We start from the raw sequence: 22,497 nt of genomic DNA, 5'->3' as shown, positions 1-22,497 counted from the left end.
TGAGCGCTTATCCAGATTGCGTGCCCGATGCATGCGCCTCCAGCGTTGTGACCATCGCATCAATCGCCGCATATCCGCCCGCGCCCAATTGTGTCTGGCGCGCAAACAAGCCGATGTGCAGGGGCGGCAGGACGGGCAGGCCGTCTTGTTCCGTAAATTTGCGCATACCACTTTGAACCGTGGGCGCGGTCAGACAAGACAGGCCGAGCCCATCCTGAACCGCGCGTTGAAGCCCGCCAATCCCCGGGCTTGAATATGCGATGCGCCAGCTTTTCCCCGCCAGTTTCAATGCGGTCGCCATCCGGTCCCGGTAGACACAACCATAGGGGTGCACGACAAGCGGGATATCGGTTTGACCGCAAATTTCAAAATCCGTGGCCCCGACCCATGTGGGCTGTTCCTTCCAATTGCGGAACAGGAACTGCTGATCATCCCCGTCAAACAGGGCTACCGCGATATCAATGTCATTGCTGCGCATGGCCGACAGCAGATGTTTGGACAGATCGCAACGTATCTCGATCTGGATGTCGCTGTATTGTTTGACGACATCGGTCAGGCAGGACTGCAGCGCGTTGACCGCATAATCCACCGGCAGGCCCACACGCAATTTGGCCAGAGGGTTTGGTCGTTCGAACTGCGCCATTGCCAGATCGTTCAGCCGCAGGATCTGCCGGGCATGGATCGCCAGCGCCTCGCCGCGTTCGGTGAGGGATATTTCCTTGCCTTTACGCTCGATCAGCGTGCAGCCGACCGACTCCTCCAGCCGCTTGACCTGCAGGCTGATCGCAGGTTGCGTGCGCCCCAGTATTTCCGCAGCACGGGTAAAACTCGCAACTTCCACAACGGTGATGAAAGCGCGCAAAAGCTCTGTCGGAAGGTTGATGGGGCCCATGCGAGCCACATTAACAACGGAAATTCAAATTGAGAAGCCATTAAGGTTCTGAATATCCGCACGCCCGTTACCACCCCGCGACCGGGTATCTTGCGAAACGCCCGTCGCGTGCAGCAATCGGTTTCCAGCGCAAGCAGGGCACGCCGAAACGGGCGCGCCCCCAAGCTGAATGAGCGCCGTGCCCCGGCCTTAGACGGGGAACGCCATCTCGGGCTTATATGTCTTGAAGCTTTCGAGATACTGCGCATTGGCTTGGCGTTGCCATTCGGTGCCGGGCTGAATGGCCGTTACGCAATTGTATTTCTTGCGGTATTCAGCGGTGTTGTCGTTTTCTTCCATGACAATGGCGACCATGCCGGCGACCTTGCCCTGCTGTTGTTCAACAAGCTGCACCGCACCATGCATCGTGCCGCCGGTTTCAACCCATTGATCCACCAGTAAAACCCGTGTTCCCGGCGCAAAGGCAGGCGTGCGCATTTCCATCGACTGCGTCTGGCCGGAATAGTTTGTCATTGACGCGCTGTCCGTGTCCACACACAGCTTGCCGGGCTTGCGGATGGGCAAAAACCCACGCCCGATGCGCGCCGCGATACCTGCAGCCAACACGAACCCCATCGCGTCCAGCCCTGCGACGACGTCTATTTCGTCCGCATCCAGATCGTTGCACAGATCGTCGAGCAGATCGTGATAGGCCTTGCCATTGATGTAGATGGAGGTCGGGTCCAGCCATGCAAATTTGTCGCCCTTGGTGTTCGGCGCCATGAGCGAGAAATACCAACGGTCGTCTCTGGGTCCTTTGTCGTCAGCCATTCTTGAGTTCTCCCTTATTTCGATGTGAGGTCCATGAGGTGCTTGAGGCGTTCAGGGTCGATATTGTAAAAATCCCCGTCGAAGTTGATGCCTGTGGCCACCATGAAAAGGTCAACCGCGTCCGCGTATTGCGCGGCGTTCTCAGGTGTGATTCCGGAGGCAAGGCCAAGGGCCGTGTCCCCGCAGTGTTCGCGAAAAATCCCGATCTTGCCAACGTCGGCCGCATGGCCCGTGGCCACGCCGGATGTGACAACGACATCCATGTACCCCGTCGCGATGCGCGCGCTTTTGGCGTAATCTGCCGGGTCGACCTCGCGCTGTTTCTTGAAGGCGGTTCCGCCAATATAGAGACCATTCCACCCGCTTTGCTTGCGGATGCTGGCGATCTCGTCGGCCTCGGGCTGGTCGTCTTCGGCGCGGCGCTCGTCAATGCGGGCATCATCGGCCCAGTAGCCGTCAACCTGACACCCTTCTGCCTGAAGCGCGCCCAGAATGGGGAACGCGAATTTACCCGTCACAGCCAGAAAATTGATGCCGATCCAGATGTCCGGAAATGCCTGCCGCATCTCCCTGATGAGCGGAACCAGCTTTTCCTTTTCAAAATCGTGATTGATCAGAAAAACACCGGGACAGCCGCCCGCGATTGCGGTCTCGATATTCCTGCGCGTCTGATCGGAATCAATCACATGAATGACAGGCAAAATGACCGGACCTGAGGTGCCAAATCTTTTTCGGAAGTCTTGCCGGTTCATGTCTACCCTCAATCTCGCGTGTTTCGCCGAGGTTATCATTGGCTTGATGATTTATAAAATTTATTGTTTTTATTCTGTCATATGATTTTGAAATAATGGATTGCGGGTTGATGGCGGTGGTGTGGCATGCGGGTGAACAGCCGGATGCTGCATCGTGCGCGTCTATATTGCGGGGTTAAACAGCAGCCAGCAGCACCGCCCAGAGCAACGCGCCGACACTCAAAACCAGTGAGAGTTCTTTTGATCGCGCGGCCATCAAAAGGACCATCAGACCGGTCAAGACCAGCATACCCACGACATTCATCAGGCCGATGACAAACATGATCAGCATCAGCGGCCCGCAGCAGGGCAGGCAGCGCCGCCCCAGCGCCAGACCCGCGCGAAAGCTGGTCAAGCCCTCGGCATCGTTGTCGATCTGTTTCGCCGCAAAAACGTATCTGCCAAAATAGAGGCAAGCGATCCCCAGCAGGATCGCAACGCTCAGGCCGTCATGGCGCAAGAGCGCATGCGCGCTCAGCAGGTCCGCATTTTGCAGCGCCCACTGAACCCCCACGGTCACGGCGCAAAACGGCAGCCAAGCGGCGACATATCCCGCAACCCCCGAACATGTATGCGGATTTCTGGCCGATGACTGGCCGCGCACAAGAAGGACTGGCACCATCATGGCACAGATCATGCCCAGCCACATGGCTGCCGCCTTGAGAATATCCAGAACGCCCCAGTTACCGGTGCTGGCAGCGCAGAAGGAAAGCGCGGTTTCAAAAGCAAATGGGTCGCCAAACAACTGTGCCTTGATATGGGCGAAAACCGCCATCCCCGGACCGGCCTGCGCGAGCGATCCGGGCGTATCCAGCGTCAGCACCTGCGCCAGCGCATAGATCCAGCCAAGTGCGATCAGAGCAAAGATCAGCCTGTCCGACTGGCGCCCGGCATGAATGCCGATGGGGATGTCTGGCAGCGTTGTCATTCTGTGTTTGCGCGGGCCAATTGACTGGCTGCCGCAGCACTGGCGAATGGGTTTTGATAAAGCGTTGTATGGCTTTCAACACCGACGTCAAACACGCAATCCGCCGTCGGGCGCGCCACACAAAGCAGCACATAACCCGCCTCTGACTGACGTTTGTTCAGCGCGGTGCCTTTTGGTTGGCGCACAGAGCCAGAGATCATCCGTGCAGCACAGGTGATACAGCCGCCGTACCGGCAGGCAATCGGCAGCACGTGGCCTGCGGCCTCGACGATGTCGATGATCGCCTCGTCTTCGCCCACCTCAAAAGACAGGTTATCGCGGTTTCGCAATGTTACCTTGTGTTTTCGCATGAGCCCCCCCGGCTGAGACCCCGGCCCAAAGTGTCAGGCCGGGGCAGGTGTCATCGCTGGGTCAGACCCAGATGTCAGATGAGCAATCACCGCCGGGATAGCGCGTTTCATGCGCGCGGGCAGGGCCGTGCGGCTCGTCATTGAAATCGACGATGAAGTCGTCGCGGATCGTCATGCCGCCATTTTCATTGTCGCAATCCACAATCAGCATGATCCCGCCCTTGTCTTTCATCGAGGGGTAGAACTGGTTGTCCCATGTCGAGAACAGCGAGGTGGTGACATAGAGCCGTTTGCCATCCAGCGACAACTGGATCATCTGCGGCGCGCCATCCACGGTGCGTCCGTTGACCTCGGGTGCCTTGCCCAAAAGCCCGCCGATCCAGACTTGACCGGTCAGTTTGGGGTTGGCCGGATCAGAGATGTCATATTGCCTCAAATCCCCGTGCAGCCAGTTGGAGAAGTAGAGGTATTTATCATCCATCGACACCAGAATATCGGTGATCAGGCTGGGCATCGGGACGGGGAAACCTTCGACATCCACGGTGGGCACGTCAATGATCTTGTTGATCTCGATCTTGCCGTTGTCCTTGTGATAATGAAAGATATTCGAGGCCAGCGCCGCGCCGACAAAGCCATGGGTGCTGTCGGGATTGTGATGAAACCGCGCCTCCAGCGGGATCATGCCTTCGGGCCCCAGATCAATGCTCTGCTCGACCTTGCGGTTCTCGAAATCCCAGAAATGGACGTGCTGGCCGTAATTGCCACGGGCCACATCCTCAAGGTCAAACCCCGGCATGAAGGTGTTGGGTGAGCCCCATTCGGTCGAAATCATCATGTTGTGACGCGGTTGATACCAGAAATCATAATTGTATTTCATGTCACCCAGATCGTTTTCCCAACGCCCGATGATGTTGAATTCCTTGTCCAGATGCAGGAATCCACCCGGTCCGTTGCCATCGGCATCGCCCAGCATCGACACGATGATATCCGCGCCAAGACAATGCACCGTGTGGGGTGCAGACAGGTTGGTCTTGGCCTTGATCTCCTCGCCATCAATCGTCTTGAACAGCGTTGGTTTACGCGGGTCGGTTGCGGTGTCTACGATGTAGAAATTCGTCGTGCGCACGCCTGGTATGATCAGATATTTCCGCTCCATGCTGCCGTCGGTGTTGCAGGACGAACAGGCGTTCCAACCCATGTGGTGAAGCTCATCTCCGATCACGGGCATTTCCGTGCGGTGAATGACCTCGCCGTAGGTCGGGCTGTCTTCGTCCACATCAATGGTGGCAAGGTAGTCGGGTTTCTCGATGCCCGTACCGGTGTAGATGCAAATCGTATAGACGACCTTTTCGCGTGGTGCCTTTATGGCGTCTTCTGGTGATGCATAGCCGGGGCCTGCACAGCAGCTTCCGTTTGTCTCTGTCATGGTCTCGCTCCCTTAGTGGTGGTTTGGCAGTTGTTTTGCCTTCTGTTGTGGTTCTGTTGGTCCTGGCATTTCTGCAATCCGGTCCTGAGATACAGCACAAAGCTGGATCGCGGCACCGAGTTTTGCAGAAATGGCGATGAGGTCTTCGCCCAACCTCTTGCGGTATTGCTTTGTGAAGCGGCGCACAGGGCCGACAGCGCCCACGCTGAATGTCGTGCCAATCTTGCCCACGAGCACGGGGGCCGCGACGCTGGAAACACCGATGTCGATTTCCTCGTGGCATTCGGCATAGCCCTGCTGCACGATGGCGGCAAACTCCGTTTCGAGCTGTGCCCGCATTGTTTTTGTGTGCGGCGTGTAAACGTTGAACATACCCGAGAGTATGTTTTCCTGAAAGCTCTCCTTGGCAAAGGCGGCAATCGCCTTGGAGCAGGAGCAGGCGTGCATCGGGCGGACGCCAAACCCGGGATGGATGAAACCGCGTGTGGAGTTGCTCGGGGTCTCGACGTGGATGATTTCAACATCGCTGCTGCGCAACCGTGCAAGAAACACGCTGTCTTCAAGGTTCAACGCAGCTTCACGCAGCACAGGCGCGCAGACACGCCGGACGTCGATGTCAGATTGCCCAAGCAATGCGATCCCGATCAAACGTTCACCGATCACATAGCGCGAAGACCTCTCCGGATCGTCGATCAACCTGTTTTCAGCGAGGGTCTGCAATAGCCGATAGCACGTTGGCCTTGGCAATCCAGTCGCTTTCTGCACCTCAACCGCCGTGAGGCCACGGCCTGCCATCGCGATGAGTTCAAGAATTGTGACAAGGCGGTCCAGATGCAATTTTGTCTCGTATTCTGTGATTCTGTCTCATTATACGAACATTCCTGAGCGTATGGATAGCTTTTTCAACGTCCCACGGATTTGGGCAATGACGCAGTATCGACAACGTGCCAGGCACAAGCACCCTACGTTGCTGCACCGGGTGTGGTCGAACACGCGTTTCACGTTTTTCAAGTGGAGGAGAGTGACCCGGCACAGCGCTGGTCTGACGGCGCGCTCTGCTTTGGTCTTTCAGGTCTCCCGGCCCCAAGGTGATGGGGCCGGGGGGATCAACTTTACCGCGCGGGCAGGGGCATCCAGTCGGCCATCGCCACATCAGCATGCTGGAACTGGGGCATCTTCACGCCCAGATCTTCCATATTGCGGATGTTGTTGTCGTTCAGGAAAGACTGCGTGATCAGGGTCGGCGGCACGATGACCGAAGCGCCGGGATCTTCGCCCACCAGCATCAGGGCCAGCGCGCGCACTGAAACTTCGCCGACCACGGCAGGGTTCGTGGCCACTGTGGCTTTCCACGCGCTGTCGGCTTCGCGCATCAGGGCAATGTCGGCCGTTGAGATATCGGCAGAATAGATGGACATGTTCGTGCTGACGCCCAATTCGTCCGCAGCAATCTTAACGCCTTTTGCGAACTCGTTGTAAGGTGCAAAAAAGACCGAAATACCGGGGTTGGCCTGAAGCGCCGCGCGCGCCTGATTGGCGTTGGCATTGGCAATCGGGTTGTCGAGCGTGCCGATGCGTGCGGCCTCGGTAATGCCGGAATTTGCGGCCTTCACCTCTTCCCAGGCGACGTGACGACGATCAAGCGGCGCGATTCCCGGCACATAGACGTAGCCTGCGGAGAAGCTGTCGCCATTGTCCTTGATCGCCTGTTCCAGCGCCAGTTTGCCCAGCAGGTAATCGGATTGCTCAATCTGCGGAATGGCATCGTTTTCGACATTCACGTCAAAGGCAACCACCTTGATGCCAGCATCCACAGCCCGCTGTGCCGCCTCGCGCATGGATTCCGTCAACCCGTGCTGGATGATGATCCCGTCCACACCAAGGGCGATGGCTTGTTCCACCATATCGGCTTGAAGGGCGGCGTCCTGACGGCTGTCGAGCACGCGCAGATTGACGCCAAGGGCGGCGGCCTGCGTTTCGACACCGGACAGATAGGCCTGAAAGAAATCCCCCGTGGAGAGATAGCGCACAAGTGCGATTGTGACGTCCTCTGGATTGTCAAGAGGGGCAGGGGCGTCCTGCGCCCCGGCGACGCCCGCGCCAAGCGCGAGACCTGCCACGCTTGCAAGGGCCATGAAGTGACGTTTCAGCATATATAGTCCTCCCTATTGCTGATGATCAATGCCCCGTGCCGGTGCGGCGCGAGGATAGGTAAAATGTGAACACAAGGGCTGCGACCAGAACGGCGCCCTTGACGAAATCCTGCGTGTAATAGGGCGCGTTCATCATCGTCATGCCTTGCAGCAGGATGCCGACAAAGAGCGCGCCCATGGCGGTGCCAAAAGCGTTCGGCCGCGCGGCGCCCAGCACGGCAAACCCGATCAGTGCTGCCGCAACACTGTCCAGCAACAGGTTGTTTCCACTGGCAATATCCCCGCGCCCCAGCCGCGCGGCCAACAGGATCCCGCCGACAGAGGCCGTGACGCCGGATATCATATAGGCGATGACCTTATACCGGTTGACCGGCGTGCCTACGAGGCCGGCGGCGCGCGCGTTCGAGCCGATGGCATACATCAGCCGTCCGTGACGGGTGAAGCCGAGGAACAGCCAGATCAGAACTGCGATCACCACGAAAATCACCACAGGCATGGGCAACAGGCGTTCGATGATCACATCAAAGCGGTGACGACCCAGCCAGAGGAAGGCTGCGGAAAAAGTGCCCTCCGCCACGGTGCCGCCTGACAGCGTCATACCGGTTGAGATTGAATTGCCCTGCGTCGGGATGCGTTGCAGACCGATGAGCAAAAACATCATGCCCAGCGTCGCCAACAGGTCCGGCACGCGGAACTTTACGATCAGCAGCCCGTTTATCAAACCCACGAGCGCGCCCATGACGAGGCAAAGCGCTACCGCGACAATCGCGGGATGTTCGAGGATCACCATGGAATAGGCCGACAGCATCAGCGCTGATGTGGCCACAGCACCGATCGACAGATCAAACCCGCCCACAACCAGCGTGCAGGTCACGCCAAGCGCAAGGATGCCCGTGATGGCAACCGATTGCAGCACAAAGGCGGCCGACAAGGGGCCAAAAAACCCCGGTGCGGCGAGGCTGAAATAGACGATCAGCCCGACAAGAAGGATCAAAAAGCCATACCGAATGGCAAAGTCGAGGATGCGGTCGTTCATGCGGATATGCCTGTTGCCTTTGATGTTGTTCCGGTGACGTCTGCGATCAGCGCGGCAAGGTCGACATCCTTGTTCACATGTTCGCCAACAAGGGTGCCCTCGCTCATCACGAAAATACGGTCGGCGATCTCCAGCGCTTCGTCGATCTCGGCGAGGAACACCAGTGTTGCGCGCCCTTTCGCCGTGCTGCGGATATGCCGCCCGATGTCGCGCCGCGCGCCGATGTCCACGCCCTGAAACGGCTCATCCAGCAAGAGCACCTTCGCAGGTTCCAGCAGCCAACGCGCGATCATGACCTTTTGCTGGTTGCCGCCCGACAGGGTGCCAATGCCGTCATTTGCCGATTGGCAGACAATGCCCAATTGATCCACCATGTGATCGGTGCGGTTGCGCTGTGCGCGCGATTTCAGGAAGGGTCCGGCGCTCAGACCCCGCAGAAAGGGCAGGGTCATGTTATCGGCGATGTCAAAGGCAGGGATCACCGCATTGCTGCTGCGATCTTTCGGCGACATGAACACGCCCTGTGCCACCGCATCCTCAACGGAACGGGGGGTGTAGGTGTCTCCATTTATGCGGATCTGGCCCCGCGCGGGGTGTGCGATGCCAAAAAGGATATCGGCCAATCGGCTTTTGCCGCTGCCCAGAAGGCCCACGAGTGCGACGACTTCCCCGTCACGCACGGTCAGATTGAAAGGGTCTGTCCCTTCAGAAAGGCAAAGATCGGACACGTCCAGCACCGGCGCGGTCCCGGTTTGAACGGTGACATCCACATCCGTCATGCGGTGCCCCAGCATGGCGGTGACGGCGGCGTTGTAATCAAGTGGCGCGCTTTCAAAAAGCCCGGAAATCGCGCCGTCCCGCATCACCACAATCCGGTCCGCAATGCGTCGGATATCGGACATGCGGTGCGAGATATACAGGATTGCGACGCCTTGGGCGCGCAGCCGATCAATCAGATCAAAGAGCCGCTCGGCCTCCGAGGCGGACAGCGAGGAGGTCGGCTCGTCCAGGATCAGCACTTTGGGCGCGCGCGCCATGGCCCGGGCGATGGCGATCATCTGGCGGTCGGCAACCGACAGATCCGACACCCGTGCGCGCAGATCGACATGAATGCCCATGGCGGCAGCGACTTTGGCGGCCTCGGCGCGCAGGTGGCGTTCGCGGACGAAAAACCCGTGGCCGCGTTCGACCAAACGGTCCAGCATAAGGTTGTTGGCCACGTCCAGATCGGGAATGACGCCGTCATTGATGGATTGGTGCACGGTCACCACCCCCTTGCGGATGGCGTCTGCCTCGTCCACAGGATCAAAAGGCGTTCCGGTCAGGGTCACCGTCCCACCATCCGCGCGGTGATGGCCGCAAATCACCTTGACCAGCGTGGATTTCCCGGCGCCATTCGCCCCCATCAGAACCGTCACGGACCCCGGTGACAGGGTCAGGTCAATGCCGCGTAAGACGTTATTTTTCCCGAACGATTTTTGCAGACCGTTCACGTTGAGCGCGTCGCCAGCCACTCACTTCCTCCCCTTGGTGGCCTGACGATAGGCAGGGTGAAATACTTTTGTCAAACAGTTTGACATAAGTATAAATCGCCAAGTATGTCATTGAGGCAAAGCGCTGCTTTGAGCATGAGAGGGAGGCTAGGCATGAATTCAAACACGTCGTATGAGGCCCTGAGCGTCGATACTCTGCCGCAGCGGTTGAGAGATGTTCCTGCGCTTGTCCAACACGTCGGACCGGATGCCGCGGTATGGCACGTGCAGGAGGTCGGGGACGGCAATCTCAACCTCGTCTTCATCGTGAGTGGATCGGTCGGCAAGGTCATCGTCAAACAGGCGTTGCCGTATGTGCGCCTTGTGGGGGACAGTTGGCCCTTGCCGCTTTACCGCGCGTTTTATGAGTATCACGCGCTGACTCGTCAGGCTGCGCGCGATCCCGGCGCGGTGCCGGAGATTTACCATTTTGACGAAGCGCAGGCGCTGATCGTGATGGAGTTCCTCGCGCCTCATGTGATCCTGCGCCGCAAACTGATCGCCGGGGAAAAGGTCGCAGGGCTGGCCGATTTTCTGGGCCGGTTCTGCGCGCGGACGGCCTTTCGTGGGTCCGAGCTTTCGATGCCAAGCCCCGACAAGAAAGCGGATGTGGCGCTTTTTGCAGGTAACGTCGAAATCCCCGCGATTACGGAGGCGCTGGTTTTCACCGACCCTTACTTTGATGCGGAGATGAACAGCCACACCGATGGTTTAGGGCCTGTCATTGCCCAATTGCGCGGGGATGCGGCGCTTAAAATCAAGGTGCAGCAGATGCTGCAACACTTTGTGTCTAATACGGAAACCATGGTGCACGGCGATCTGCATTCCGGCTCCATCATGTCGACGGACAGCGACAGCAGGGTGATTGACCCGGAATTCGTCCAATATGGCCCGATGGGCTTTGACATCGGCATGCTCTGTGCGAATTTCCTGATGGCTTATTTCAGCCAGCCTGCGCATCGCGGTGCGGACCTGTCTGAGTATCAGGAGTGGATACTGCAGGTCATCGCAGACACCGCGCGCAGCTTTGAGGCAGAGTTCCGCCATCTGTGGGCGACAGAGCGGACGGGCATCCTGTACCCGGCGTCCCTGTTCGAGGATCAGGGCCACGACAGCGCTGCGGCCTGCGATGCGGTTCTGGCCGGGATTTGGCATGATGCATGGGCGGTCTGCGGGATCGAGATGCACCGGCGGTGTCTGTCCCTCGCGCACAACGCGGATTTTGAAGAGGTCGCGGATGTCGCTCTGCGCGCGCGGCTTGAGGCGCGAAACCTCAGCATGGGCGCGGAATTGATCCACACGGCAGACACAATTGCGGATGCGCAGGCGGTTTGCGCGCTTGCGCGGAATTTTAACCGAAAGGACGTTCTATGAAGATCGACGGCACGCACTACCGATCCTTGTGGTGGAACAGCGAAAACCACGTTCTGGAGATCATCGACCAACGCTGGTTGCCGCATGAATTTCGCGTCATCCCCGTGGCGACGATGCAGGATTTTGCCGATGCCATCTATCAGATGCGGGTACGCGGTGCGCCCTTGATCGGGGCCACGGCGGCCTACGGTATGGCATTGGCGATGGCCGAGGATGCATCGGACGCAAATATGGATGCGGCCTGGACCTTTCTGGAAAAAACCCGCCCGACCGCGATCAACCTGCGGTGGGCGCTGGATCGGTGCCGCGCGGCATTGCGCCCCTTGCCGGAAGCTGACCGCGCCGCTGCTGCCCTGACGCTGGCCCATGAGATCGCTGACGAGGACGTGGAGATCAACCGCCGCATCGGCGAGAATGGTCTGGCGCTGATCCGCGAAATCGCGGCGCGCAAACCGGCGGGCGAACCTGTCCGATTGCTTACGCATTGCAACGCCGGGTGGCTGGCGACCGTCGATTGGGGCACCGCGACAAGCCCAATGTATCACGCACAGGACGCGGGCATCCCGCTGCACGTCTGGGTGGATGAGACGCGCCCGCGCAATCAGGGTGCCCTGACCGCGTGGGAGTTGGGCAAGCACGGCGTGCCCCACACTTATATTACCGACAATGCGGGCGGGCATCTGATGCAGCACGGCATGGTCGATATGGTCATCACCGGAACCGACCGCACGACGCGGCGCGGTGATGTGTGCAACAAGATCGGCACCTACCTCAAGGCGTTGGCCGCGCATGATAATGGCGTGCCGTTCTACGTCGCACTGCCATCCCCGACCATCGACTGGACGGTGAGCGATGGCGTGGCTGAAATCCCCATCGAGGAACGTGATGCGCAAGAAGTCACCCATGTGCAGGGGCTGACCGACGGTGGTGTACTTGGCACCGTGCAGGTCGCGCCAACCGGAACCGAAGGGGGCAATCCGGCCTTTGATGTGACACCGAACCGATTGGTCACGGGCCTGATCACCGAACGCGGGGTTTGCGATGCCTCTGAGGCCGGGTTGTCCGACCTGTTTCCCGACTTTGCGAAGGCGGCAGAATAGAACGTGTCGCTGCCGGCAGGGTCCACGGGCAAGGCCAAAAGTGCCGCACCTGATCTGGCGCGGTTCCCCGCGCGCGATGACGCGCTTTATGTTGAGGCCGCGTGGCTTTATTACCACGACGGGTTGAACCAGAACGAGATTGCGGCGCGCATGCGGATCAGCCGTGCGTCGGTGGTGAACTACCTCAATGAGGTGCGCGCGCGGGACTGGGTCCGGGTGCATCTGGATAGTGACGTATTTCGGGGGCATCGCTTGGCGGCGCAACTCTGCGCCAAATATGGGCTGGCCGAGGCTTTGGTGGTACCTGAGGGCGCGTCCGATCACGACGCGGCTGCCGCGAGCGTCGCGCGGGTGACGCGGGCTGCTGCGGATTGGTTGCCCCGCTTGCTGGAACCGGGCGACAGCTTGGGCGTGTCCTGGGGCGCAACCGTCTATCAAATGGCCCAGCAGGTCCCTTACACGCCAGTGCCGGATCTGACCGTGATCCAGCTGTTGGGGTCGCGCCCCGCCGCACTCGGTTTCGAGGCGGAGGCCTGTACGTCGATGCTGGCGCACCGTCTGGATGGGCAGTGCATTAACCTGCATGTGCCACTGGTGCTGTCGAGCAAAAAACTGCGCGATGCGCTCTGCGAGGAACCGGTGGTGCGTGACCAGCTTGGGGCATTGGCGACCTGCAACAAGACCGTCCTGGCCTGTGGCACCTGCGACGCGGATGCCCATGTCGTGCGCAGCGGCATCCTGAGCGCGGAGAGTATCGCCAGATATTGCGAAAAAGGGGCGGCGGGCGTGATTTGCGGCCGCCTGATTGATGCCGAGGGGCGGCCCATGGTCGCCGATGTCGAAGAGCGGATGATCGGCGTCTCGCTGAACCAGATGCGGGGTAAAGACATGGCGCTTCTGGTTGCTGCCGGGTCCGGGCGCGCGGGACCAGCGCAGGCCGCGATCAAGGGTGGGTTCGTGACCCATCTTGCGACCAGCACGCGGGTTGCAAAAGAGCTGCTGGCAATGAGTGCGTAGCGCCTGCAAGCCGACTTTCAGATACGATCAGGACCGTGCCCAGCGTTGATGGACGTCAGCCCTGATCGTATAAACACCCTTGCGAGCTTCAAGCGCATGCGCCACATCGGGCCAGTGTCAGTGCCCCGAGCAATCGCGCCTTGCGCAAGGGGTGATGGGCACGGGTGTGCTGTCGCGCGTAATGCTACCAACGCAGTTTAGCAGTGTGCTGGCCAATTGTGCGGAGTTCCACATGCGGCTGGACCAACGGATTCAAAAAGTAATTGATACCAGTCGGGTGCATGCTGAGCGCATAGCTTTTGGTCGAAGTTTCTGCGGACAGAAGGTGAAAGGCCACTGGCTTGTCTCTACAATGGATTGTGGCAGGCCACCGCATGGCCGCCGCGTGCAGACAGGACAGGTGTCTCACTGGTGCAAATGGCCGTCGCATGCGGGCAGCGATCGACAAAGGCGCAACCGGGTGGCAGATCAAACGGGCTGGGAACCTCACCTTCCAAAGGGGTAATGACACGGCGCTGGTTGGGGGTCGGGGCAAAGGTGCTGTCCATCAGCGTCTTGGTATAGGGGTGGCGCGCTGGCTGCTCCGTATCAGGCAAGGCTTCGACGACGCGGCCCAGATACATCACCATGATTTCGTCGCAGAAATATCGCACAAGGCTCAGGTCGTGGCTGATGAACAGATAGGTCAGTCCAAGATCATCACGCAGTTGTTCCAGAAGGCTGATAATTTGCGCTTGCACAGATACATCCAGCGATGCAGTCGGTTCATCCAGAACCAGCAACGATGGGCGAAGCGCCAAGGCGCGTGCAATCCCGACCCGTTGCTTTTGACCACCCGAAATCTGATGCGGGAAACTCCCGGCAAGGCCAGCATTCATCCCGACCATTTCCAGCAATTCCGCGATGACGCTTTCGCGCGTCCCGGCATGTTCGCGCCCCTGAACATCGAACGGCTCCATCACGGCGCGGGCCACGGTATAGCGTGGATCAATCGCGGAGTAGGGGTCCTGAAACACCATCTGCATGTCGGCACGCAGCTTGCGCATTTCGGCGGATGTTTTGGCCAACAGATCATCCCCGTCAAACCGCAGCGTTCCTGAACTCGGTTCGATCAGCCGCAGAATAAGACGCGCCAGCGTGGACTTGCCACAGCCGCTCTCACCGACAACGCCGATCACGCGCCCCTTGGGAAGATCAAAAGACACATCGTTGACCGCGTGCATCGCGCGTGCCTTGCGGAACGGGCCGCCAGGGCTTGTGAAAACCTTAGACAGATTGCGCACTTCAAGAAGGTTGCTCATGTGGCGGCCCCCGCAAAATGGCAGGCGGCGGCGCCACCACCCTGGGCGACAAAGGCTGGCCTGTCGATGGTGCAAACATCCTGCGCGCGTTCACACCGTGGATGAAACGGACAGCCCTTGGGGTAGTTCAATACGGTGGGAACCGTGCCGGGGATCCCGGTCAGATGCTCGTCGGCACCAAGCCCCCTCGGGATGCAGCCGATCAGCGCCTGTGTGTAGGGATGTTGTGGCGCATCAAAAATCGCGTTGACGGGCCCGTGTTCAATTACGCGGCCAGCATACATCACCACGACCTTGTCGCAGCTCTGGGCAACGACGCTCATGTCATGGGTGATCAGCACCAACGCCAGATCGCGGTCCTTGACCAGATCATCCAGCAATCGAATGATCTGCGCCTGCACGGTCACGTCGAGCGCCGTGGTCGGCTCATCAGCGACCAGAACGTCAGGATCGGCGGCCAGTGCCATGGCGATGACGATCCGCTGTTTCATGCCACCAGACATCTGGTGCGGATAGCGGTTACAAATCAGCGCCGGTTCGGGAATACGCAACGTGCCCAGAATTTCGACGGTGCGCGCGCGGGCCTGTGTTGCGGTCATGCCCAGATGCAAAACGGCGACTGCATCAACCTGCGGGCCGATCTTTTGCAACGGGTCCAGTGACGTCATCGGGTTCTGGGTAATCAGTCCAATGCGCCCGCCGCGCAGTTTGCGATACGCAGGCTCCGCCAGTTGTGTGAGTTCCTGACCGTCGAAAACGATCGATCCCGCAGTGATCCGCCCCCCCGACAAGGGCAGCAGACCCATCACGCTCATCGCGGTAAGGGATTTGCCTGATCCGCTTTCGCCCACGATGCCAAGCGTTTCTCCCTTGGCCAGTGAAAAGCTGACACCTGACAAGGGGGCGACAGGACCGAACGCCACTTCGAGATCGCGAACCTCCAGCATGCTCATGTCCCTCTGATCCGGTCGCGGATATTCAAGGCGCGGATCAATTCATCCCCGAACAGGTTCACTGCAATGACCGTGACGGCGACGACGACACCGGGAAAGATGATGACCCAGGGCGACAGGAACAGTTGCGCGGTGCCGCTGGACATCATCGCGCCCCAGCTTGGGGTTGGCGGCTGCGCGCCAAGGCCGAAGAAGCCCAGCGTCGCCTCCAGCACGATGCCGTCGCCGATGGCCAGCATACCAACGACGATGACAGGGGCGATGGCGTTGGGCAGCAGATGTCGAAGCAGGATATGGTGCGGTTTTGCCCCAAGGTTGATGGTCGCCTCAATGAACGTTTCGCGCTTGAGCCGGACAATCTGCGCCCGCGTGAGCCGGGTGAACTGCGCCAGATATGCAATGGCGATGGCGAAGGTGGTCGAAGTCAGGCCGGGACCGATGATGGCGACAAAGATCAAGGCAATCAGAATGTCGGGGAAAGACCATGTGAGATCGACCACGGTCATGACCGCGCGTTCGAATAATCCGCCGAAATATCCTGCTGCGGCACCCAATGTCATGCCTGCAGTGATTGAAATTGCAATCGCCGTGGCACTGACCGACAGCGACGTGCGCGCGCCGTAGATGACCCGGCTCAGAACATCGCGGCCGAACTGATCGGTGCCCAGCAGATGCGGCCACCCGGGAGGCGCGTTGCCGTTCGTCAAATCCTGAGCGGCATAGTCAAACGGCGTAATCCAGGGCGCAAAGATCGCCGTCAGAACCAGAAGAACCAAGAATCCGCCGGCAATTTTGCCAAGCCACGACCCGAAGGCGCGCCCCACGGAGGTATTGCCGAAACCGGCCATCATGCGGGCAGCAGTGCCTGTCATACTTGTCATTTTTTTGCCTCTCGGATGCGGGGGTCCATCGCGGCTTGCGCCACATCACCGATCAGCGTTCCCAGCATCACGGCAAGGGCGAGCATCAGCAAACACCCCTGAACAACAGGATAATCACGCTGCCCCAAAGCGCGGATCAGCAACGATCCGAGCCCGGGGCGGCCAAAGACGAATTCGACGGTAACGGCGCCACCCAGTATCCACCCGATCCGCAGGGCCAGAATTGTAACAACCGGCAGCATCGCATGTGGCATCAGGTGGCGGAACAGAATGGTGCGCGATGACAGACCCTTCGCATGCAGAAGCATGACAAAGTCCTCGCGGCGCACATCCAACAGGGCCACGCGTGTCACGCGGGCCACGAGCGCAACGCCCCCAAAGCCGATCGTCAGAACCGGTAGGACCAGCGATTCCCAGCTGCGCGCACCTGATACGGGGAACCACTGCAATTGCACTGCAAAGAACAGGATCATCAACAGCGCCAGCCAGAAGCCCGGCACGGTCGAACCCAGCAGGATGAACCCCCGCACAAACTGTTCGACAATCGCTGACCGGGTCGTGGCGGAAATCGTACCGAGGATGATACCTACCGTGCTCGAAAAGAGGAACGCGAGCGCACCTAGTTGCAGGCTATAAGGCAGGTTCTGCCCGATCAGATCGGCGACGGGGCGGCGCAGCACGATGGCCTCTCCGAAGTCGCCCTGAAACATGGCACCGACCCATCGAAAGTACTGGACAAACAAGGGCTGATCCAACCCGTATTTGACGACCAGCGCCGCGCGGTCTTCCGGCGATGATCCAACGCGGATCAAGTTGTCTATCGGGTCACCGGGCAGCAAGTGAACGATCATGAAGATCACGACCGAGATCGAGATCGATACCGGTATCAGCATCAATGCACGAAGGAAAATGTATCGTAGCAGCATGTCAAACGTCTCCGGTTGCGCGGTGGTTGCCCACCCCCAGCGCGGGGATGGGCGATGTCGCTGGACGTTTATTCGACGACAGTCATGTCCTGCACTGTCTGCGAGCGAAACCGCGTGCCGCGCACAGGGTCAGGGACGTTCACACGGTCCGAATTATAGGCAATGTTCTGTGTCGGCTGATAGATCGGCACGAACAGATGCTGCGACAGGACGTATTCATGGTAGGCCGTGAAATTGGCGATCCGTTGGTCGGAATTCAGGCTTTCTTTCATCGCAACGTCATTCAGGCGCTGGCCTTCGACGTCACTCCACATGGACACATTCGGATAGCCCAGACGTTCACCCGAAAAGAACCAATCCAGAATGTCGGAATTGTTCCAGTCGTACCCGCGTACGGCCAGCTGGTGGCGGTTTTCCTTGTATTCGTCACGAATGGTCGAACTGTCGAACACGGTGATCACCGCCTCCATGCCGATCTCGGCCAGTTGTGCCTGCACCACTTGGGTCAAGGCTGTGAATTCAGTGCCGTTCTGGGTGAACAGTTTTACCGACAATGGCTCCCCGTCTTTCATACGCACGCCGCCATCGTCCATGATCCAACCGGCTTCATCCAGAAGCGCCATTGCGCGGTCAGGATCGTAGCTCACGTTCAGAGCCGGATCGACCTGCGCCTCGGGCAGTGACGAAATCAGAAAGTTATGCGCAGGTGCCCCGACACCATTATAGATGGATGCAACAATGGCTTCCTGATTGATCGCAAGTCCCGTCGCTTGCCGCACGAGGATATCATCAAAGGGTGGTGCGGTAACGTTAATTGGCATGTAGTTGATGCCGGTGCCGGGCATTTGTATGACCGCAATGTTGGCTTCAACCTCCAGAATTTGCAGGAAATCCGTCGGAACACCCAACAAAAGATCAATGCCGCCTGTCTTCAGTTCCAGAAAAGCAGTTGATTGATCAGGGACTTCGCGAAACGTGATTTGCGCTATATGCGCAGGGCCTTGGTTTTCGGACAGGTTCGATGCCCATGCGTAGTCGTCATTGCGCGTCAGCACCGTTTGCAGACCGATCGTAAAGCTCTCCATCCTGAAAGGTCCGGTACCAACCGCGCCTGTCACACCAAAATCATCCCCCAATTCGTCAAATGCAACCTGTCCCGGAATACCCATGAATGACGACGACAGGTTGAAAAGAAAGTTTGGCTCGGGACGAGACATGACGAATTTCACCGTCAGCTCATCAATCACTTCGACGGACGCGACAGCGCCCACAAGATAGGCGTTTTCGGTGTCCGCGAAATCCGGAATCCAATCCGCGACGGATTGCGCGTTGAACGCAGTCCCGTCATGGAATGTCACGCCGTCCTTGAGCTGGAAGGTCCATGACAAACCGTCAGCGGCTTCTTCCCATGAGGTTGCCAGATGGGGATGATAGGACTGGTCTGCATCCTGCTCGACCAAGCGGTCGTAGATCAGCGATGTCGCCGAATTGAGGTTGCTTGACGTCACTGGATTATACGATGTGGCCCCCAGTTCATCCGCGGAAAAAGCGATGATGATATCTTGCGCCATTGCGGCGTTTGCAAAGAAACTGGCGGCGAGAATTGCCGTTCCTGACAGAAGTCTCGTCTTTGTCGCATAGCGCATCGGTTTCGTCCTCTAATGTGAAAATGGATCGTTTCAGCTTCGTTTCTTCGTCTCCGTCTTTCGGGTTGGGGCGCTGCCCACATGACCTGTGAATTGACCGTAGAGGACCGAAATCCGGTTCATTCGGTCTTCGACTTCGGGGCCCAACTCCATGAACACGCCGCCAACAAGCAGGTTGGCGAGGCTGGCCATCTGGGCGGTGGATTCCCAAAACAAGTTGAATTCCGTGGGGACCACGAACATCTCGGTCGCAACGTCCCGGCCCCAGTCGCAATAAGGATCGGTGATCAATGTGACGGGAATTCCAGCGGCCTTTGCCGCAACCGCCAAATCGCGCGCCAGACGGGAATACCGCCGCGCTTCAAATATCACGAGGGCTGCATCCGTCTCGTCGCGCGCCAGTACCTGCGCAAAATTACCACCCGCAAGGTCCAGAAGTTCGACACCGTCGCGCAGGTATTGCAGTTGATTGACGAAAATCTGCGCCATGCCGCGTTCCGTCTGGAACCCTGTGGCAAACACGGCTTTAGCCGTTGCCAGACGTTTCACGACAGCGGCCCATTCATCGGTGTGAGCCAGTTCGTAAACCGACACCAGCGCCGCCATCTCAAGCTCCAGCCCGCGGACAAGCTGATCTTCGCCCGCACGGTTTCGCGCCTGCAAATCCCGCAACCGGTCGCCGATAAGCCACGGCTGGTCACCCATGTCCTGACGCAAATGCGCCTTCAGGTCCTTGAAACTTCTGTATCCCAGCGTCCGGCAAAACCGCCCCACGGTCGGCTCGCTCACCGCGACCTTTTCCGCAAGGCTGGCGGCTGTCTCAAAAGGGAGCGTTGCAATTTGTGCCAACATGTAACCTGCCAACGTACGGTCGGCCTTAGATGCAGATTGGCTTGCCTCTGACAGGCGCGTTCGCAATGGATCTGTCACGTGACTCTCCCGGTCGCAGATAATGAATTTTGTAAGAAAACTTTCATTATGTCAAATCTTTAATGTAAACTTGCAAGTGTCCCCGGTTCGGCGTTGTGTGGTGGGACCAAGCGGCGCATCGCGCGCAGCAGTGCACAAAAGGCGTCACGCGATGGTTTATGATTTTATCGTGATGGGAGCCGGGATGGCGGGCGTATCCGCCGCCTACGAGCTTTCACAAAGCGCCAGTGTCTTGATCATCGAAGCAGAAAGGCAGCCCGGTTATCATAGCAGCGGGCGATCAGCGGCCTTGTTCACCCGTAACTACGGCACAGCACTTGTGCGCAAGATCAATGCGCTCAGCGAACCGTTTTTCCAAACTCCGCCCGAAGGCTTTGCCGACGGCCCACTGCTGCGGCCGCGCGGAGCGCTGGCGGTTGCAGGGGCGAACCATGGCGACAAGATTGATGCTGTTCTTGCAGCCGCGACACCGGACCATCCGGTTCATCAAGTCACGTCGCGTGAAGCTGTGAAAATGGTTCCATTCCTGCGTCTTCAATACATCGCTCGCGCGGCGTTTGAACCCGGCGTCAGTGACATTGAAGTTTCGACATTGCTCTGGGCCTATCTGAAGGGCTTCAAGCGTCGCGGTGGTCAGATTAAAACCGGAGAGCCGGTCGCTGCCCTCAATCAAATTGCCAAAAATTGGGCAGTCACGACCTGCAGGGAAACCTATCACGCCAAGACGATTATCAATGCATGTGGCGCCTGGGCCGATGAAGTCGGGGCGCTGGCCGGGGCTGCACGCATCGGGCTGGTCGCCAAGCGGCGCACGGCGATCATCGTTGATGCCACGCCGGGATATGATGTTGCTGCCTTGCCTTGCGTCGACTTTGCCGAGAATGAAGCCTACATCAAGCCCGATGCAGGCAAACTGATGGTGTCCCCGGGAGATGCGACTGCGACACCGCCGCAAGATGCGCAACCTGACGAGATGGATGTCGCCATGCTGACGGACTGGCTGGAACGTCAGACACTGATTCCCGTGCGACGTATCGCGCACAGTTGGGCGGGGCTGCGTTCTTTCGTGCCCGACGAAAACCCTGTTGTCGGCTTTGACCCGTTGGTGCCTCGATTTATCTGGCACGCCGGACAGGGCGGTTATGGCATCATGATGGCGCCAGCACTGGCAAGGGCCGTCGCATCGCTCGCACAGGACGCGAGGTTGCCCAGTGATTTTCAGGCGTACCATGTGACGTCCGATGACCTTGGACCGGCACGGTTGGCGATCCAGCCTGGCAGTACGATTTAGCATCATTGGCAACTTGCGATATACGTGTGTGATGGTCAGGACAGGGCAAGAACCAGCGCCATAAGTAGAAATTGGGTGCTGCACGCGCTGCTGAGCCCCTCAATCTGGTGCTCGCACAGCTTGCATTTTCTGAACCCTGATGGTTACTGAGCCAGCAATGGCGAAGGAAACACTGGAATGATCACCTGCCGTTCTTTCGTCCTGGTGGTGGTGATGTTCAAAATCTGTGCGCTGTGATCGCGTTGCTTGCGGTCCGGAAACAAGCATGAAGTGGATGGGAAACACATGAGGCAGGTTTGGCGTTTAATGATGCTGGTGGCGACCGTGATGTGTGCGGGTGTGGCCGCCCGCGCCGATGACGTTCAGCAGGCCGCAGTCGATCAGTCCTTCGAGGCGGTGAAAACCGCCGCTGCTGCCGCAGGGCTGACAGAGGTCATTCAGATTGATCACGCAAGGTTGGCTGCCGCCGAGGGCGTAACAATGCCACCCGCCCGGGTTCAACTGTTTTCCGATCCTGCTCTCAATGCGGTTGTGTTATCGGACAACATCCGAGCAGGTCTGGATTTGCCATTCCGTGTATTGTCTTTTGATGACCGGGGAACGTCTGCTTTGTCCTATACGTCGTCTGCGTTTCTGGCGCAGCGTCATGGCTTAACCACGGCTTCCGCCCTTGTTGATTTCGACGACAGGCTGAATGAAGTTCTATCGCAATTGACAGTGACGTCGCCTCGGGCAGTCTCAACAAAAGGCGTCGAGCCTGATTTTGCGGTCCTTGAGATCAAATCCAAGTATGGGGTCGATGTATCTGTCGAACGCCTCAAGCAAGCGGTCACCGCGCAATCGGATACAATCTGGTTTGGTGACATCGACTTTCAGGCAGAAGCAGCAAGCCAAAATGTCACTTTGAGGCCTGCGAGGTTGCTTTTGTTTGGCGGTCCAGCACCGGGGGGTGTGGCGATGGCAGAATTCCCGGCCATCGGTTTGGACGCATTTTGCCAGAAACTGTTGGTTTATGAAGGCGAGGATGGAAACGCCGTTTTGATATTCAACGACATAGCCGCACTCGCGCGCCTTCGCTATGGCCGCTCGATAGAGCCTCATGACCTGCTCAACCAAAGACTGTTCGCGACCTTTCGCGGTGCTGTGGAGTGAGGCCCGGC

Annotated in this window: 21 protein-coding genes; 5 read left to right on the top strand and 16 right to left on the bottom strand. The window is 58.7% G+C overall.

The genetic code is table 11. The features are described from left to right. Nucleotides 1-7: 7 nt before the first annotated feature. The 10 genes from RLO149_RS10165 to RLO149_RS10120 all read right to left on the bottom strand — a co-directional run bounded on the left by RLO149_RS10165 (nt 8) and on the right by RLO149_RS10120 (nt 9,900). Nucleotides 8-892, bottom strand: a complete 885-nt coding sequence (locus tag RLO149_RS10165; protein WP_013961997.1) for a LysR family transcriptional regulator — start codon at nt 890-892, stop codon at nt 8-10. Between the two features lie 189 nt (nt 893-1,081). Further along, nucleotides 1,082-1,702, bottom strand: a complete 621-nt coding sequence (locus RLO149_RS10160) for a phosphoribosyltransferase family protein (RefSeq protein WP_013961996.1) — start codon at nt 1,700-1,702, stop codon at nt 1,082-1,084. A 14-nt stretch (nt 1,703-1,716) separates the two neighbouring features. Continuing rightward, nucleotides 1,717-2,454: a BtpA/SgcQ family protein gene (locus tag RLO149_RS10155; protein WP_013961995.1), complete on the bottom strand. Its 738-nt coding sequence runs from the start codon at nt 2,452-2,454 to the stop codon at nt 1,717-1,719. Nucleotides 2,455-2,629: 175 nt separating this feature from the next. Beyond that, nucleotides 2,630-3,421 carry a copper chaperone gene (locus tag RLO149_RS10150; RefSeq protein ID WP_013961994.1) on the bottom strand — a complete coding sequence of 264 codons (792 nt, stop codon included), beginning with the start codon at nt 3,419-3,421 and terminating at the stop codon, nt 2,630-2,632. Beyond that, entirely contained in the window at nt 3,418-3,771 is a 354-nt protein-coding gene (locus RLO149_RS10145; RefSeq protein ID WP_013961993.1) for a 2Fe-2S iron-sulfur cluster-binding protein, read from the bottom strand. The genes RLO149_RS10150 and RLO149_RS10145 overlap by 4 nt, the downstream gene beginning before the upstream one ends. Nucleotides 3,772-3,832: 61 nt before the next feature. Continuing rightward, nucleotides 3,833-5,197 (bottom strand): selenium-binding family protein, encoded by a 1,365-nt coding sequence (locus tag RLO149_RS10140; protein WP_013961992.1) that lies wholly within the window; start codon nt 5,195-5,197, stop codon nt 3,833-3,835. A gap of 12 nt (nt 5,198-5,209) precedes the next feature. Next, nucleotides 5,210-6,034 carry an IclR family transcriptional regulator gene (locus RLO149_RS10135; protein WP_044025295.1) on the bottom strand — a complete coding sequence of 275 codons (825 nt, stop codon included), beginning with the start codon at nt 6,032-6,034 and terminating at the stop codon, nt 5,210-5,212. A 275-nt stretch (nt 6,035-6,309) separates the two neighbouring features. Next, nucleotides 6,310-7,350, bottom strand: coding sequence for a substrate-binding domain-containing protein (locus RLO149_RS10130; protein WP_013961990.1), 1,041 nt, complete (start codon nt 7,348-7,350; stop codon nt 6,310-6,312). A 25-nt stretch (nt 7,351-7,375) separates the two neighbouring features. Further along, entirely contained in the window at nt 7,376-8,386 is a 1,011-nt protein-coding gene (locus tag RLO149_RS10125) for an ABC transporter permease (protein ID WP_013961989.1), read from the bottom strand. Continuing rightward, nucleotides 8,383-9,900 carry a sugar ABC transporter ATP-binding protein gene (locus RLO149_RS10120; protein ID WP_013961988.1) on the bottom strand — a complete coding sequence of 506 codons (1,518 nt, stop codon included), beginning with the start codon at nt 9,898-9,900 and terminating at the stop codon, nt 8,383-8,385. Before RLO149_RS10120 ends, RLO149_RS10125 begins: the two co-directional genes overlap by 4 nt. 132 nt (nt 9,901-10,032) lie before the next feature. On the opposite strand from RLO149_RS10120, the gene mtnK reads away from it, so the two are divergent. Genes mtnK through RLO149_RS10105 form a run of 3 tightly spaced genes read left to right on the top strand, consistent with a single transcriptional unit; the run spans nt 10,033 to nt 13,409 of the window. Continuing rightward, a complete protein-coding gene (gene mtnK, locus RLO149_RS10115; protein WP_013961987.1) occupies nt 10,033-11,292 on the top strand; it encodes an S-methyl-5-thioribose kinase in 1,260 nt (419 codons plus the stop codon). After that, on the top strand, nt 11,289-12,392 hold the full coding sequence (gene mtnA / locus RLO149_RS10110; RefSeq protein ID WP_013961986.1) for an S-methyl-5-thioribose-1-phosphate isomerase: 1,104 nt from the start codon (nt 11,289-11,291) through the stop codon (nt 12,390-12,392). The genes mtnK and mtnA overlap by 4 nt, the downstream gene beginning before the upstream one ends. Nucleotides 12,393-12,395: 3 nt before the next feature. Then, nucleotides 12,396-13,409, top strand: a complete 1,014-nt coding sequence (locus RLO149_RS10105) for a sugar-binding transcriptional regulator (protein ID WP_013961985.1) — start codon at nt 12,396-12,398, stop codon at nt 13,407-13,409. A gap of 347 nt (nt 13,410-13,756) precedes the next feature. On the opposite strand, the gene RLO149_RS10100 is transcribed toward RLO149_RS10105, so the two are convergent. From RLO149_RS10100 to RLO149_RS10075, 6 genes are all read right to left on the bottom strand, one after another. Then, entirely contained in the window at nt 13,757-14,710 is a 954-nt protein-coding gene (locus tag RLO149_RS10100) for an ABC transporter ATP-binding protein (protein WP_013961984.1), read from the bottom strand. Then, nucleotides 14,707-15,657 (bottom strand): ABC transporter ATP-binding protein, encoded by a 951-nt coding sequence (locus RLO149_RS10095; protein ID WP_013961983.1) that lies wholly within the window; start codon nt 15,655-15,657, stop codon nt 14,707-14,709. Before RLO149_RS10095 ends, RLO149_RS10100 begins: the two co-directional genes overlap by 4 nt. A gap of 2 nt (nt 15,658-15,659) precedes the next feature. Then, nucleotides 15,660-16,544 carry an ABC transporter permease gene (locus tag RLO149_RS10090; RefSeq protein ID WP_013961982.1) on the bottom strand — a complete coding sequence of 295 codons (885 nt, stop codon included), beginning with the start codon at nt 16,542-16,544 and terminating at the stop codon, nt 15,660-15,662. Then, nucleotides 16,541-17,470 carry an ABC transporter permease gene (locus RLO149_RS10085; protein ID WP_013961981.1) on the bottom strand — a complete coding sequence of 310 codons (930 nt, stop codon included), beginning with the start codon at nt 17,468-17,470 and terminating at the stop codon, nt 16,541-16,543. The genes RLO149_RS10090 and RLO149_RS10085 overlap by 4 nt, the downstream gene beginning before the upstream one ends. A gap of 68 nt (nt 17,471-17,538) precedes the next feature. Next, nucleotides 17,539-19,116 (bottom strand): ABC transporter substrate-binding protein, encoded by a 1,578-nt coding sequence (locus RLO149_RS10080; RefSeq protein WP_013961980.1) that lies wholly within the window; start codon nt 19,114-19,116, stop codon nt 17,539-17,541. 33 nt (nt 19,117-19,149) lie between these two features. Beyond that, nucleotides 19,150-20,046 carry a MurR/RpiR family transcriptional regulator gene (locus RLO149_RS10075; protein ID WP_013961979.1) on the bottom strand — a complete coding sequence of 299 codons (897 nt, stop codon included), beginning with the start codon at nt 20,044-20,046 and terminating at the stop codon, nt 19,150-19,152. A gap of 151 nt (nt 20,047-20,197) precedes the next feature. On the opposite strand from RLO149_RS10075, the gene RLO149_RS10070 reads away from it, so the two are divergent. Together RLO149_RS10070 and RLO149_RS10065 are read left to right on the top strand one after the other, a co-directional pair. Then, nucleotides 20,198-21,337 (top strand): NAD(P)/FAD-dependent oxidoreductase, encoded by a 1,140-nt coding sequence (locus RLO149_RS10070; RefSeq protein ID WP_044025293.1) that lies wholly within the window; start codon nt 20,198-20,200, stop codon nt 21,335-21,337. 285 nt (nt 21,338-21,622) lie between these two features. Continuing rightward, nucleotides 21,623-22,489 (top strand): DUF302 domain-containing protein, encoded by an 867-nt coding sequence (locus tag RLO149_RS10065; protein WP_013961976.1) that lies wholly within the window; start codon nt 21,623-21,625, stop codon nt 22,487-22,489. Nucleotides 22,490-22,497 lie beyond the last annotated feature (8 nt).

The organism is Roseobacter litoralis Och 149 (assembly GCF_000154785.2).
Taxonomy (GTDB): domain Bacteria; phylum Pseudomonadota; class Alphaproteobacteria; order Rhodobacterales; family Rhodobacteraceae; genus Roseobacter; species Roseobacter litoralis.
The sequence above is the reverse complement of the archived record's forward strand: the minus strand, read 5'-3'. Positions and strand labels throughout refer to the sequence as shown.